A 14,569-nucleotide genomic window follows, 5' to 3' on the forward strand; every position below is an offset into this window, starting at 1 on the left:
CAGCGGAGCCACTTTTGCGTCTTGTCCGGCCAATGCTAGATTTGCGTCCATGAAGACTGCATCTCATCTCGCGGCCCTGTCCTGGATGGTCGCCCTTGCCACAATCCCGATGTCCGCGCTCGCCGAGAGCGAACCTACCGAACCGCCATTCGAGGTCGCGCTCGACATCGACTCTGATGGCCAAATGGATCGAGCCGTCATCGCGCAGGATACCGACAACGGGCAAGCGGAGCTCTCCATCTATCTGGCTGCCGGCGACGGAAAGCGCGACCCTTCGCGCAAACCGAGCTTCGTCAAGAAGTCGCTTACGGAGGACCGGATTCTCGCGCTCGAAAGCAAGGGCAAGGGATCGCTTGTTGTCACCTCCTGCTTCGGCTGCGGCGCCAACAAATCGACGGAAGCGATACTGACGATCGTCTATCGCCAAGGCAAATTCCTGGTCGCCGGCTATAGCCGTGACTGGGACTGGAACGTGCAGAAATCCGATGGCACGGTCGAGACGACACTCGGCGGCTGCGACATCAATTTTCTCACCGGCAAGGGCGTCGTCTCGCAGGATCTGGACGACGGCAAGCCGGTCGAAGGGACATTCACGCCCATCGATCTCGCGGACTGGTCGGACGACAGCCGCCCCAAACCCTGCGAGTTTTGAAACATCCCGGCTGAGCCGCTTGCCGAAATCAGCGCCAGACCTCAGCGACTAAGCAGGCCCTTGGCCGCGTCCTCGTCGGTGATCAGCACCGATATCTTGGTGTTGGCGAGCGCGGCGCGCATGATGGCCACCTTCTCCTGCCCACCCGAGACCAGGATGATGTTCGGAATGTCCGACAGCTCCTGCAGCGGATAGGCGCAGACGCGGCGGTTGACCTCATGGTCGACCGGGCGACCCTCGGCGTCGATGAAATGGCAAAGAATATCGCCGACGGCGCCGGCCGCCTGCAACTCCTCGAGCTCGCTGGGCTTGATGAAACCGTAGTTGGCGATCGGGCTGTCGTTGGAGAACGAGCCGACGCTGAGCACAGCGATGTTGGCGCGGCGCGCCCGGAAGACGACATCCTGGACGCTGCGCTGACTCATGAAGGCGTCGCGCTGCTCCGGCCGGTCGGCATAGACCGGCACCGGCAGCAGGAAACATTCGGCGCCGATCTTTTCGGCGAACTCCCAGGCGCTTTCGGTCGGGTTGAGCGGCTGGGCATGGGTGAGGCCGCCAAGCATGGAGACCACCGTGGTTCTGGCGATCGGCCGCCTGGGCAATTCCTTGATGGCGAATTTCAGCGTCCGGCCCCAGCCGAGCGCAATGACATCGCCAATGTTCACATTGTCGGCCAGATAGGCAGCGGCGGCATGGCCGATCATCAGCGGCGCATTGCTGCGGTCGGCGGCCGAGGGCACCACAACGGCCTGGCTCAGGCCGAAGCGCTGCTTCAGGCTCTCCTCGAGTTGCACGCATTCGACGACGCTGTCGCGGATGCGGAACTGGACGACCCCTTCCTCGCGGGCGGCCGAGAGGATGCGATGCACCTTGATGCGGCCGATGCCGAGGATCTCGGAGATCCGCTCCTGCGTCAGGCCCTCGACATAATAGTGCCAGGCCGCGCGGGCCTTCAGTTCGGCGTCCGGAAAGCGCGAGGCCCTCTCGTTCTCCATGGTCGCCATCTTTCTTGCCCTCCCCGCAACAAGCTTCCCGTAAGGCAAACCGCATTGCCGCGCAAACCGCCGCCGAATGCGTTCGCGGCACTTGACAATTTTCTGATGAACAGTTTAGCTGAACAAAATTGCATATCAAAGATAAATTGTTCACAGGGAGGTGCCTGGTGAACAAAGGCAGCCGGCGACGCATCGCCGGTTCGCTGACGGAGGAGACGAAGTGACCGTGAGCAATGATGCAAGCGATCTGAAAGCCACGACCGGCGCTCAAGGCGCGACCGGCGCGAAGCTTTCGGCGCTGTTCGCCGGAACCATGGGACCGCTGATCGGCCTGCTGCTTCTGTGCCTGGCGCTGACGCTAACCACCGACACGTTCCTGACGGTGCGCAACATCCTCAACGTGCTCGACCAGATCACGGTGCTGGGCATCATGGCGATCGGCATGACGCTGGTGATCCTGATCGGCGGCATAGATCTTTCGGTCGGATCGGTGCTGGCGCTGGCCTCCATGGTGATGGGCTTCGTCGCTCATCCCGACTATCTCAATCTCGGCCTGCCCGCCGGCATCGCCGCGGCGCTCGTCGTCGCCGGCCTGTGCGGCCTGGTCTCGGGCCTGCTGGTGACGCTCACCAAGCTGCCGCCTTTCATCGCCACGCTGGCGATGATGTCGGTGGCGCGCGGTCTCGCCAACATGATCACCGACGGCTCGCAGATCGTCGGCTTTTCCGACTGGTTCACCAACCTGTCGATCATCCGCCATTTCGGCTTCCTGTCGGTCACCGTCGGGCTGATGATCGTGCTGGCGATCATCTTCGCCATCTTCCTCAACTACCGCGCCACCGGCCGCAGCCTCTACGCCATCGGCGGCAGCGCCGAGGTCGCGCGGCTGTCGGGCATTCCAGTCAAGTCGCTGACCAACTGGGTCTATGCGATCTGCGGTGTGCTGGCCGGTCTCGCCGGCATCGTGCTCGCCGCACGGCTCGATTCCGTGCAGCCGAGCTCAGGCCTCGGCTATGAGCTGGACACGATCGCGGCGGTGGTGATTGGCGGCGCCAGTCTCTCCGGCGGCGTCGGCTCGATCGGCGGCACCGCCGTCGGCGTGCTCATCATCGGCGTGCTGCGCAATGGGCTCAACCTGCTCGGCGTCTCGCCCTTCATCCAGCAGGTGGTGATCGGCGTGGTGATCGCGCTGGCGGTCGCCACCGACACCTGGCGGCGGCGAGCGCAGTGAAGAGCGGGGCGCAATGAGATTCGCCCGGCATCCGGGCGGAAACGGATCGGTCGATCCGAAACTGGGAATGTTCGGCCAAGGGGCGCTGAGCTGCGCAGGCGGGACAGATTGAATATCAACGGAGGAAAACCATGCTGACCAAACGTTCACTCTTGCTTGCCGCAGCCGCCATCGTTCCGCTGCTCGGCCTGACCGACATGGCCTCGGCCAAGGAGGCCAAGAAGCTTGGCCTTGCGGTGGCCAATCTGCAGGCCGACTTCTTCAACCAGATCAAGCAGTCCGTCGAAGCCTACGGCAAGGAAAAGGGCATCGAAGTCGTCACCGTCGACGCCAAGGGCGACTCGGCAACGCAGGTCAGCCAGGTGCAGGACCTGATCACGCAGAACATCGATGCGCTGATCTACATCCCGGCCGGCGCCACCGCCGCCACGGTGCCGACCAAGACGGCCAAGGCCGCCGGCATCCCGGTGGTCAATGTCGACCGCAACGCCGACGGCGCGCCCGGCGACACCTTCATCGCCACCAACAGCGTCGCCTCGGCCCAGGCGGTGTGCGACTACATCGCCAAGCAGGCCGGCGGCAAGGGCGAGCTGATCATCATCCACGGCCAGAAGGGCACGACTCCGGAAGTCGACCGCTCGAAGGGCTGCGGCGAAGCGCTCAAGGGCTACCCCGATATCAAGGTGGTCGGCGAGCTGTGGAGCGAAGGCTGGCACCAGGACGAAGGCTTCAAGCTGACGCAGGATCTCTTGCAGTCGCATCCCGACGTGTCGATCGTCATCGGCCAGGCCGATGCGCTGGCGCTGGGTGCCGCGCAGGCGGTCAAGGTCGCCAATCCCGGCCACAAGGTCTGGGTTGCCGGCTTCGACGGCGACGTGGCGGCGCTGAAGGCGCTGAAGGACGGCGTCTTCGACGTCACCGCGACGCAGCAGACGCAAGGCATGGGCCGGCTCGCCGTCGATGCGGCGATCAAGCTGGTGGCCGGCGAGACAATTCCCGCCGAGCAGCTGCAGGACGCGACGCTGACCACCAAGGACAATGTCGAGCAGTTCATCGCCAAGCACCCTTGAGACCTGGCACGTTTGAGACCTAGCATGTTTGAGAGTTGACGAGCGCAACGATGTCGCCTGATCCCCGCCAAAGCGAAAGCCCCCACAACGGGCTGTTCGTCAACGGCCTCTGCAAGAGCTACGGACCGGTCCAGGTCCTGGCCGATGCGAGCTTCGAGGTGCGGCCGGGCGAGGTCGTGGCGCTGCTCGGCGAGAACGGCGCCGGCAAGTCGACCGTCTCGAACATCATCGCCGGCGCGACCAAATCCGATGCCGGCTCCATAATCTGGCGGGGGAAGCCTTATTCCCCCGCCAACCCCGCCGCGGCCATCGAGGCCGGCGTCGGCATGATCCATCAGGAATTGAAGCTGCTGCCGGACCTGTCGGTGGCGGAGAATGTCTATGTCGGGCGCCTGCCGATGCGCGGCGGTCGCATCGACCGCGCGATCATGAACGCAAAGGCCTCGGCGCAGCTCAAGCGGCTCGGCCTCGACGTATCGCCGGAGCGCAAGGTGCGCACGCTGCGCATCGCCGCCCAGCAACAGGTCGAGATCGCCAAGGCGCTGACGCTGAATGCCGAGTTGCTGATCTTCGACGAACCGACGGCAGCACTCGGCGGCGAGGAAACGGAGCTGCTGTTCCAGCAGATCCGCAAGCTCAAGGCCGAAGGCATGTCCTTCATCTATATCAGCCACAGACTGGACGAGATCGCCCAGATCGCCGACCGCGTGGTGGTGATGCGCGACGGACGCATCGTCGCCCGGCACGAGCGCGCCGACATCCCGGTGCGCACCGTGGTCGAACAGATGGTCGGCCGCAGCGTCGAGCGGATGTTCCCGACGCTGTCGCCGCCGGGCACCGACACGCTGCTCGAGGTCGAAAACCTGTCCTCGCCGGAGCGCAGTTTCAATGATGTCAGCTTCTCGGTGAAATCGGGCGAAATCCTCGGCATTGCCGGGCTGATCGGCGCCGGCCGCACGGAACTGGTGCGGGCGATCGCCGGCGCCGATCCGATCTCGTCGGGCTCAGTGCGCGTTGGGGGCCAACCGGTGCATCTCAGCGGCCCGGCGGCGGCGATCAAGGCCGGCGTGGTGCTGGTGCCGGAAGACCGCAAGGCGCAAGGCGTGGTGCTCGACCAGACCATCGGCGAGAACCTGGCGTTCGGCAATTTCGACCATGTCGCGCCGAAGGGCTGGGTATTCCCGAAGGCGGTGCAGAAATTCGCCGAGGCCGGCATTTCCAGGCTCGGCGTCAAGGGCCGGCCGAACCAGGCGGTCTCAAAACTTTCCGGTGGCAACCAGCAGAAGGTGATCATCGCCAAATGGGTGTCGCGGCCACCCAAGGTGTTCATCCTCGACGAGCCGACGCGCGGCATCGATGTCGGCGCTCGCGCAGCGATCTACGATGTGATCGCCGACCTCGCCCGCTCCGGCATGGCGGTGGTGGTGGTGAGCTCCGACCTCGAGGAGGTGCTCGGCCTCTCGCATCGCGTGCTGGTGCTGAGCCGTGGCCGCCAGCGCGGCATCCTCGACCGCAGCGAAGCCAGCAATGTCGCGGTGATGGAGCTCGCGACGAGCTAGAAAGCAAGGAATCGGAACAAAGCGCAGCAGGTGATACCCTCCCAGGCACCGGACCGCGCGGGGCGCCAGCAGGACTGGCGCCCCTTCCCTTTGAGGAATTCCGGCGGTTGAAGGAGAGGAACCGACGATGACACTATTCGATCTTCATGGAGATGTGGCGCTGGTGACCGGCGCCGGCAGCGGCATCGGGCAAGCGATCGCCATCGGGTTGGCCGAGGCCGGCGCCGACATCGCCTGCTTCGGTCACACCTCCAAGGGTGGCCTAGACGAAACGGCGCAAAGGATCACCGCACTCGGCCGCAAGGCGCTGGTGCTGACCGGCACGGTGACCTCGGAAGACGATCTTGCGGCAGCGGTCGAGCGCACCGAAAGCGAACTCGGCGCGCTGACCATCGCTGTCAACAATGCCGGCATCGCCGGTGCCGAACCGGCCGAGACGCTGCCGCTGGAGACATGGCAGAAAATCTACGACGTCAATGTCAGCGGCGTGTTCCTGTCCTGCCAGGCCGAGGCGCGCACGATGCTCAAGCGCCGCAAGGGCTCGATCATCAACATCGCCTCGATGTCGGGGTCGATCGTCAATCGCGGCCTGACCCAGGCGCACTACAATTCCTCGAAGGCCGCCGTCATCCACATGTCGAAGAGCCTCGCCATGGAATGGGCGGATCGCGGCCTGCGCGTCAATGTGGTGAGCCCCGGCTACACGCTGACGCCGATGAACAAGCGGCCTGAGGTCGCCGACCAGGTCAAGATCTTCGAGCGCGACACACCGATGGGGCGCATGGCGATGCCGGAGGAAATGGTCGGCCCGACCGTGTTCCTGGCCAGCCGCGCTTCGAGTTTCGTTACCGGCATCGACCTGATCGTCGATGGCGGCTTCGTCTGCTGGTAGGAGAACAAGAAGTGCAGAAGCGTTTTGAAGGAAAGACCGCGGTCATCACGGGCGCCAGCGGCGGTATTGGCGCGGCCATGGCCAAGCGTTTCGCGGCCGAAGGTGCGGCGGTCGTCGTCAGCGCCATCGACTCGCGCGTCGACGAGGTTGCGGCCAGCCTGAAGGCAGCGGGCGCGAAGGTCGCTTCGATGCGGATGGACGTGACGAAGAAGGACGAAGTCGCCGCACTTTACGACCTCGCCGAACAACAATTCGGCCGCGTCGACATATCCGTGCAGAATGCTGGCGTCATCACCATCGCCCGGATCGAAGCCATGACCGAGGCCGAATGGGATAAGGTGATGGCGGTCAACACCAAGGGCGTGTTCCTGTGCTGCCAGGAGGCGATCCTGCACATGCGCAAACACGGCGACGGCGGCCGGCTGATCAACACTGCCTCCGGCCAGGCACGGCAGGGTTTTATCTACACGCCGCACTACGCGGCCTCGAAATTCGGCGTCGTCGGCATCACCCAGAGCCTGGCCAAGGAGGTGGCCAAGGAGAAGATCACCGTCAACGCCATCTGCCCCGGCATCATCGACACCGACATGTGGGCCTACAACGATGCCGCCTGGGGCAGGCTGATGGGCGACTACAAGCCGGGCGAGTTGATGGCGGAATGGGTGAAGAACATCCCGATGGGCCGCGCCGGCAGCGGCGAGGACGTCTCCGGCCTGGTCAGCTTCCTGGCCAGCGACGATGCGACCTACATCACCGGCCAGACCATCAATGTCGATGGCGGCCTGATCATGTCGTGAGCAGGCGGATCGTGCCTTGAGCGACCGCCGGCCGGCAAGCAAGTGACGGGTCGTCAATCGCACCCCTAGCTTTTGTTTATCTCTGCCGCCATCATCGTGGCATGCGCATCGAGGACGACATCGCCAGGGTCGAGCAGTACATCCGCGAGCTTGAACAGCGGATAGAGCATCAGCAAGAAGTAATCGCCCAGGCAGAGGCGAGCGGCCTGTCAACAGACAGGGCGCGCGTGTTCCTATTGTTTCTCAAGCAAACGTTGGGCATGAGCCGCGACCATCTTGCGAGGCTTCTGACGGATGAGATCCTAGCGAGCAGATCGCCGGACGACGGCACCGACTTGGGGCAGTGAATTTCCAACTGAGACACCGCCGAGGGGCTTTATGCGTTGCGCGGCATGAACGTTGGTATATATAATTTCATCCCATGAAACGGTTGCGGCAAGCCGGACGGCTTGCGATGCTGTTGGCTGGGGATTATGGGGCCATTTCGATGGTTGGGACGTTTCGGAGCGCCGCGGGAGTGGCGATCGACCGGTTGATGACTGCTTCGGCAGCAGCCCGCCGGCAGTCATGACGGCGTCCCCTCGGCATCCTCCGGAATCCAATTCTCACCAATCCCCCGCGCCTGCACGACAATCGATGCATCGGTGCCTTGCGCGCCTGCCGCTTTTGCCAACACAATGAAATCAAAACACAAGAAGACGGGAACGACCGACATCTTCACCAGAGCTTGACAGGAGAACAAGCATGTCACTTCGGAGCATGATTTCGACAGCATCAATGGGAGCACTTGCGCTTGCCGCGGCAAGCGCGCTGACACCACCGGCCTATGCAGCGGCGCCGGAATCCAACGACCCGATCAAGATCGCGCTGTTCGACTGGACCAGCGTCAACCTCAACGCCAAGATCCTCGGCGGCATCTTCGAAAAGCTCGGCTACACGGTCGAATATCCGACCGCCGACTACCTCTCCAGCCTGACCACCGGCCTGACCAATGGCGATCTCGATGTCGGCCTGGAATTCTGGGACACGACCGCCGGCGAGGCCATGAAGGCCTCCGACGCCACCGGCCAGACCGAACGCCTCGGCGCGCTCGGCCCCAAGGCCAAGGAAGAGTGGTGGTTCCCCGAATACATGAAGGAGAAATGCCCGGGCCTGCCGAACTGGGAAGCGCTGAAGGACCCGAAATGCGCCGAGGCCTTTTCGACAGCCGAGACGACGCCGAAGGGGCGCTATCTCGGCGGCCCGGTGACCTGGGAAGGCTTTGACGACGAACGCGTCGAGGCGCTGAAACTGCCCTTCACCGTCATCCATGCCGGTACCGATGCGGCGATGTTCGCCGAGCTGGACTCGGCCTACCAGCGCAAGGCGCCGATCATGCTGTGGATCTATTCGCCGCACTGGGCGCCGGCCAAGTACAAGGGCGAATGGGTGCAATTCCCTGAATACACGCCGGAGTGCTACACCGACCCGAAATGGGGCACGAACCCGGACGCCAAATATGATTGCGGCAAGCCGCATGGCGAGATCTGGAAATATTCCTGGGCCGGCATGAAGGACAAATGGCCGGTCGCCTACAAGGTGGCCAAGGCCTACACGGTCGACACCGACGAACTCAACAAGATGAGCGGCGAGATCGATCTCGGCGGCAAGACGCCGGAAGAGGTCGCCGCCGCCTGGATCGCCGCCCACGAAGCCGACTGGAAAGCCTGGGCGCAGTGATCCGTTCCAACTGGAAGCCACGGAACCCGGCCCTAGCGGCCGGGTCTCTGTCCCATTTTCCAGAAGGACCATTGGATGACGGAAGCGATTGAACCGCAGGCAGTTGGCGTGCCGAAGGATGCCCGTCCAATAAAACTTGCCTGCCGCAATGTCTGGAAGCTGTTCGGGGCTAACGCGGCCGATTTCATTCGCCAGCGCGACGGCAAGGCCAGCCCTGCTGACATCGCAGGGGCCGGCCTGGTCGGCGCTGTGCGCGCCGTCGATCTCGAAATACGCCAGGGCGAGATCTTCATCATCATGGGGCTCTCGGGGTCGGGCAAGTCGACGCTGGTGCGCTGCATGTCTCGGCTTGTCGAGCCGACCCATGGCAAGGTCGAATTCGAAGGCAAGGACCTGCTCAAGATTTCGGACGCGGCGCTGATCGAACTCAGGCGCCACCGCATGGGCATGGTGTTCCAGAATTTCGCGCTGCTGCCGCATCTCAACGTGCTCGAAAACATCGCCTTCCCCTTGAGCATCCAGGGGCAGGACCGGGCGACGCGCGAGGCGCGGGCTCGGGAAGTCATCGAGCTTGTCGGCCTGCGTGGCCGCGAGCATTTCTATCCGCGCGAACTCTCCGGCGGCCAGCAGCAGCGTGTCGGCATCGCCCGCAGCCTCGCCACCAAACCGGAGATCTGGTTTCTCGACGAGCCGTTCTCGGCGCTCGATCCGCTGATCCGCCGCGAGATGCAGGACGAGCTGATGCGGCTGCAGACGATGCTGCACAAGACCATCGTCTTCATCACCCATGATTTCGACGAGGCGATAAGGCTCGCCGACCGTATCGCCATCATGAAGGACGGCGAGGTCATCCAGATCGGCACGCCGGAGGAGCTGGTGGTCAATCCGGCGACCGACTATGTCGCCGAATTCACCCGCGACGTCGACCGCGCCAAGGTGATCTCGGCGCGCAGCCTGATGCGTGCCTGCGATGGTAGCGAGCACGGCGGCACGGTTTCGCCCGAGGCCAAGATATCGAGCTTCTCGGGCAGCATTGTTTCCGCCGGCAAGCCGTTCGCGGTGGTCAACGGCACCGGCAAGCCGATCGGCGAAGTGACGCCGCAAGCGGTGATCGATCTGCTGGCCGGCATCGAGCACAAGAGCGCCCGCGCATGACGGTGACGGCAAGCGCCAGCGCCGCGAGGCCGCCGGTTCAACGCTGGCTGGCAGTCTGGGCGCTCGCGCTGGCCGCCGTGCTTGTCGTGTTCCTGCTGCAGGAAAGCCTGCCCTGGGCCGTCAACTATCCGACTGAGGCGGTCGTCCCCGTCGCCGACTGGATCAGCGTGCTGATGCGCTGGGTGAAGTCGAACTTCTCCTGGCTGACGCGCTCGATCACCGCCGTGCTTGGCGTGCCGCTCGATCTGGCGCTCAATCTTCTGGCCAAGAATTTCAAGATCGGCCACGGCGCAGATGCCTTTGCCCTGCCCCGTCTGTCCTGGGTCGGCGTGTGCGCTGCTGCCTTCCTTGCGGGGCATGCAGCCGGCGGCCGAAAACTCGGCGTGCTGGTCGCCGGCTGCTTCGCCTACATCGCGCTGTTCGGGCAATGGACCAGCGCCATGCTGACGCTCGGGCTGATCTCGATCGCGGTGCCGTTCTGCATCGTCACCGGGTTGTTCGTCGGCATCTGGGCCTGGCGCAGGCCTTGGGCCGAGCGGCTCATCGTCTCCCCTGCCCTCGACCTCATGCAAACGATCCCGACCTTCGCCTATCTGATCCCGATGCTGCTTCTGTTCGGCAACAGCCCGGTTTCGGCGATGATCGCCACCGCCATCTTCGCCACGCCGCCGATGGTGCGGGCAACGATGCTGGGGCTGGCACGCGTGCCGTCGGAGATCGACGATTTCAGCGAGATGGCCGGCTGCACGGCACGGCAGAAACTGTGGCGGGTGCTGCTGCCTTCGGCGCGGCCGACACTGATGGTCGGCGTCAACCAGGTCATCATGCTGGCGCTCAACATGGTGATCATCGCGTCGATGATCGGCGCCGGCGGCCTCGGCTACGACGTGCTCCTGGCGCTGCGCGCGCTGAAGGTCGGCGAGGCGATGGAGGCGGGCCTTGCCATCGTGGCGCTGGCGATTGCGCTCGACCGGCTGAGCCAGGCGATCGCCCACAATCATGCGCAGGGCCAGACTTATCGGGCGGCGAGCCCGGTCTTCTGGCGCCGCTATCCCAATCTGACGCTGGCCGTCGCCATCCTTGCCGCGACCACCTTGCTCAGCCTGTTTGTGCCGGCGTTCGCGGCAGTGCCGAAAGCGATCACCTTCACCACCGCGCCTTTGTGGAAGGCGGCGGTGAGCTGGGTGACGATCAACTTCTTCGACACGATCGAAGCGTTTCGCGTGGCGCTGATCCTCAACGTTCTGAACCCGGTGCGCGCCTTCTGCGAGGGCTTTCCGTGGCTGGGCGCCGTCTTCCTGCTCGGCCTTGCCGGCTACCAGCTTTCCGGCCTGCGCCTGGCCTTCCTGGTTGCGGCGCTGACCGCCTTCTGCGCCATCACCGGGCTGTGGGAAAAGACCATGGCGACGGTCTATCTCTGCGGCCTCTCGGCCTTCATCTCGTGCCTGATCGGCATTCCGATCGGGCTGATGGCGTCACGCAGCGATCGTTTCGAAAAGACCGTGACACCAATCATCGACACGCTGCAGGTGCTGCCGTCCTTCTGCTTCATCATCCCGGTGGTGATGCTGTTCCGGGTCGGCGACGTCACCGCCATGATCGCCACCGTGGCCTTCGCCGTGGTGCCGGCCATCCGCTACACCAATCACGGTATTCGCCAGGTGCCGCCGGCACTGATCGAGGCGGCCAAGGTTTCCGGCTGCACCCCGCGCCAGACCTTCTTTCGAGTGCAACTGCCGCTGGCGCTGCCCGAGATCATGCTCGGCGTCAACCAGACCATATTGATGGCGCTGGCGATGATCATCATCTGCGCCATGGTCGGCACGCGCGATCTCGGCCAGGAGGTGTTCATCGCGCTGTCCAAGGCCGATTCCGGCCGCGGTATCGTGGCCGGTCTCGCCATCGCCTTCATCGGCATCGTCGCCGACCGACTGTTCAGCGCCTGGACGGCGAAGGCACGGTCAAGGCTGGGATAGGCCCCTGGGCGCGACGGTTATTCCGCCGCCACGCCCTTCACCTCGAGATAGCTCTCCATCGAATCGTCCAGTACCTGCAGCCAGGGCGTATGGTGCAGCGGCGCCATCGTGCCGGTCATCAGCGAGCGGTAGGCGTGGTCGCGGAAGCTCATAATGTCTTCCATCTTGTGGTGCTCCCACTCCATGAAGGTGTGGTTGACCGCCTCGACGTCGAAGCCCGGATAGTCGGTCTGGTCCATCAATTCCTTGGTGTAGTCGCCCTGGAACCAAATCATCTGCTCGGCGTCTTCGAGCGTTTCCTCGCGAGCGCGCCATTTCGCGCCGTGCGCCGCCATCGCCTCGGCGGACGGCAATTTGATACGGCCCATGATGACGTCGCGCGCGAACCAGGCCTGCGCGTCGAACATGTTGAAGGTGTAGAACTGGTCCTGCATGCCGATATAGGAGAGCTTCGGGTTCTTCTCCCAGACGACACCCTCATAGATACCGTCCGGCCACATGCGGTTGGCGGTCTTGAGTTTCAGATCGTCCGTGAGGAACGGGAAGGAATGCAGATAGCCGGTGCACAGGATGATGGCGTCGACATCCTTGGTGGTGCCGTCCTTGAAGTGGGCCGTCTTGCCGACGACCTTCTGCAGCAGCGGCACCTCCTTCCAGTTCTCCGGCCATTTGAAGCCCATCGGCTTGGAGCGGTAGCTGGAGGTGATCGATTTGGCGCCGTATTTGTAGCACTGCGAGCCGATATCCTCAGCCGAGTACGAACGGCCGATGATCAATATGTCCTTGCCCTTGAACTCCATGGCGTCGCGGAAATCGTGGCTGTGCAGGATGCGGCCGTTGAACGTCGAAAAGCCTTCGAAATAGGGAACGTTCGGAACGGAGAAGTGCCCTGAGGCGACGACGACATTGTCGAACTCTTCCGAGTAGGTGACGTCGTTGGTGCGGTCATGCGCGGTGACGGTGAATTTTTTGGTTTCGTCCGAGAAGGTCACCATGCGCACCGGGCTGTTGAAGCGCACCCATTGGCGCAGGCCTGACTTCTCGACGCGGCCCTTGATGTAGTCCCACAAAACGGCGCGCGGCGGGTAGGAGCCGATCGGCCGGCCGAAATGCTCCTCGAACGTGTAGTCGGCGAATTCGAGGCATTCCTTCGGCCCATTCGACCAGAGGTAACGGTACATCGAGCCATGCACCGGATCGCCATGCTCGTCGAGGCCGGTACGCCAGGTGTAGTTCCACAGGCCGCCCCAGTCGGACTGTTTTTCGAAACAGACGACTTCGGGGATCTCGGCGCCCTTGTCGGCGGCCGACTTGAAGGCCCTGAGCTGCGCCAGGCCGGACGGCCCGGCTCCGATGACGGCAACGCGACTTTTCATGGCGGACCTCCCGTTCCTGATTTCGACTTTTGTCTGACGCAATTCCGGACAGAAAACCGTTTCACACTTTTCCTGGAATTGCTCTTACGAAACAAATTTCACTCACAGGACAGTAATTGGCCCTTCGGTGCTGTCAACAGGCCTTGTGTGGAAAGCGCGTTCCGCACAGGCAACTTCCGGTGAAAGGCTATCGGTTGAGCGGCAGGCCGGCAACGCACAATTCGGCCGTGGATGGCTTGCCGTGGTGGTTGCTCTTCTATATCGGCAGCGAATATGTTCACCTTGAGTGAAATAAATCCGCGAAGCGCGAGGCGGCAACATGGCGAAGAAGAGTTCCGATCCCAAGCCTCGTGTCGCGGCGGCCAAGCCGCTGCCGAAGGCAGGCGACGGACGGGCTATCCGCACGCCGCTGACCCAGAACCCGCACGCCATTCGCGACACGCGCGAAAAGGTGCTGGAAGTGGCAATCGGCCGCGAGGTGCGGGCGTTCCGCAAGAAACTCGGCATCACTGTCGCCGATCTGGCGGTCGCCACCGACATTTCGCTGGGCATGCTGTCGAAGATCGAGAACGGCATCACCTCGCCGTCGCTGACGACGCTGCAGGCGCTGTCCAGGGCGCTCGGCGTTCCCGTCACCGCGTTCTTCCGCCGCTTCGAGGAGGAGCGCAGCGCCGTCTTCGTCAAGGCCGGCGAAGGGCTCGATGTCGAGCGCCGCGGCACGCGCGCCGGCCACCAGTACAATCTGCTGGGACATATCGGCTCCAACACCAGCGGCGTCGTCGTCGAACCCTATCTGATCACGCTGACCGAGGATTCGGACGTGTTCCCGACCTTCCAGCATGAAGGCATGGAGTTCCTCTACATGCTGGAGGGCGAGGTCGTTTACCGGCATGGCAGCAACCTCTACCCGATGAAGCCGGGCGACAGCCTGTTCTTCGACGCGGACGCGCCGCATGGACCGGAAAAGTTGACACGGCTGCCGATGCGCTATCTCTCGATCATCTGCTATCCGCAGAGCAGCGCGGGTTGAGTTGGCCAATCTCCCCCCTTGTGGGGGAGATGTCCGGCAGGACAGAGGGGGGCGCTGTCCCGCCGACCTATCAATCGATAGTAGCTGCAATCTCATGGTTATTGGTGGTTGTTCGCT

Annotated in this window: 14 protein-coding genes; 11 read left to right on the plus strand and 3 right to left on the minus strand. The window is 63.6% G+C overall.

Going from position 1 to position 14,569, the window contains the following annotated elements:
• Window positions 1–49 precede the first annotated feature (49 nt).
• On the plus strand, window positions 50–652 hold the full coding sequence (locus tag DH08_RS31160) for a hypothetical protein (protein WP_192183062.1): 603 nt from the start codon (window positions 50–52) through the stop codon (window positions 650–652).
• Window positions 653–693: 41 nt separating this feature from the next.
• Here DH08_RS31160 and DH08_RS31165 read toward each other — a convergent pair whose 3' ends face one another.
• Window positions 694–1,656 (minus strand): sugar-binding transcriptional regulator, encoded by a 963-nt coding sequence (locus DH08_RS31165; protein ID WP_192183063.1) that lies wholly within the window; start codon window positions 1,654–1,656, stop codon window positions 694–696.
• Between the two features lie 238 nt (window positions 1,657–1,894).
• On the opposite strand from DH08_RS31165, the gene DH08_RS31170 reads away from it, so the two are divergent.
• From DH08_RS31170 to DH08_RS31195, 6 genes are all read left to right on the plus strand, one after another.
• Complete coding sequence (locus DH08_RS31170) at window positions 1,895–2,878, plus strand: ABC transporter permease (protein WP_210328962.1); 984 nt, start codon at window positions 1,895–1,897, stop codon at window positions 2,876–2,878.
• A gap of 131 nt (window positions 2,879–3,009) precedes the next feature.
• Window positions 3,010–3,948, plus strand: a complete 939-nt coding sequence (locus DH08_RS31175; RefSeq protein ID WP_006204505.1) for a sugar ABC transporter substrate-binding protein — start codon at window positions 3,010–3,012, stop codon at window positions 3,946–3,948.
• Between the two features lie 50 nt (window positions 3,949–3,998).
• Window positions 3,999–5,507: a sugar ABC transporter ATP-binding protein gene (locus DH08_RS31180; protein ID WP_192183065.1), complete on the plus strand. Its 1,509-nt coding sequence runs from the start codon at window positions 3,999–4,001 to the stop codon at window positions 5,505–5,507.
• 127 nt (window positions 5,508–5,634) lie between these two features.
• Window positions 5,635–6,399, plus strand: a complete 765-nt coding sequence (locus tag DH08_RS31185) for an SDR family oxidoreductase (protein WP_192183066.1) — start codon at window positions 5,635–5,637, stop codon at window positions 6,397–6,399.
• Window positions 6,400–6,410: 11 nt separating this feature from the next.
• Window positions 6,411–7,196: a glucose 1-dehydrogenase gene (locus tag DH08_RS31190; protein WP_192183067.1), complete on the plus strand. Its 786-nt coding sequence runs from the start codon at window positions 6,411–6,413 to the stop codon at window positions 7,194–7,196.
• Window positions 7,197–7,297: 101 nt separating this feature from the next.
• The gene (locus tag DH08_RS31195) at window positions 7,298–7,543 is read left to right on the plus strand and encodes a hypothetical protein (protein WP_192183068.1); all 246 of its coding nucleotides are present in this window, start codon (window positions 7,298–7,300) and stop codon (window positions 7,541–7,543) included.
• A 218-nt stretch (window positions 7,544–7,761) separates the two neighbouring features.
• On the opposite strand, the gene DH08_RS31200 is transcribed toward DH08_RS31195, so the two are convergent.
• A complete protein-coding gene (locus DH08_RS31200) occupies window positions 7,762–7,917 on the minus strand; it encodes a hypothetical protein (protein ID WP_192183069.1) in 156 nt (51 codons plus the stop codon).
• A gap of 23 nt (window positions 7,918–7,940) precedes the next feature.
• Between DH08_RS31200 and DH08_RS31205 the strand changes: the two genes are divergently transcribed.
• From DH08_RS31205 to DH08_RS31215, 3 genes are all read left to right on the plus strand, one after another.
• Window positions 7,941–8,915: an ABC transporter substrate-binding protein gene (locus DH08_RS31205; protein WP_192183070.1), complete on the plus strand. Its 975-nt coding sequence runs from the start codon at window positions 7,941–7,943 to the stop codon at window positions 8,913–8,915.
• Window positions 8,916–8,990: 75 nt separating this feature from the next.
• Window positions 8,991–10,070 (plus strand): quaternary amine ABC transporter ATP-binding protein, encoded by a 1,080-nt coding sequence (locus DH08_RS31210; RefSeq protein WP_192183071.1) that lies wholly within the window; start codon window positions 8,991–8,993, stop codon window positions 10,068–10,070.
• Window positions 10,067–12,046, plus strand: a complete 1,980-nt coding sequence (locus DH08_RS31215) for an ABC transporter permease (RefSeq protein ID WP_192183072.1) — start codon at window positions 10,067–10,069, stop codon at window positions 12,044–12,046. The genes DH08_RS31210 and DH08_RS31215 overlap by 4 nt, the downstream gene beginning before the upstream one ends.
• A 17-nt stretch (window positions 12,047–12,063) precedes the next feature.
• Here the strand turns inward: DH08_RS31215 and DH08_RS31220 are convergent, their stop codons facing one another.
• Window positions 12,064–13,422, minus strand: a complete 1,359-nt coding sequence (locus tag DH08_RS31220; RefSeq protein ID WP_192183073.1) for an NAD(P)-binding domain-containing protein — start codon at window positions 13,420–13,422, stop codon at window positions 12,064–12,066.
• Window positions 13,423–13,741: 319 nt separating this feature from the next.
• Between DH08_RS31220 and DH08_RS31225 the strand changes: the two genes are divergently transcribed.
• The gene (locus DH08_RS31225) at window positions 13,742–14,452 is read left to right on the plus strand and encodes a helix-turn-helix domain-containing protein (protein ID WP_192183074.1); all 711 of its coding nucleotides are present in this window, start codon (window positions 13,742–13,744) and stop codon (window positions 14,450–14,452) included.
• Window positions 14,453–14,569 lie beyond the last annotated feature (117 nt).

Source organism: Mesorhizobium amorphae, assembly GCF_014843845.1.
GTDB lineage: Bacteria > Pseudomonadota > Alphaproteobacteria > Rhizobiales > Rhizobiaceae > Mesorhizobium > Mesorhizobium amorphae_A.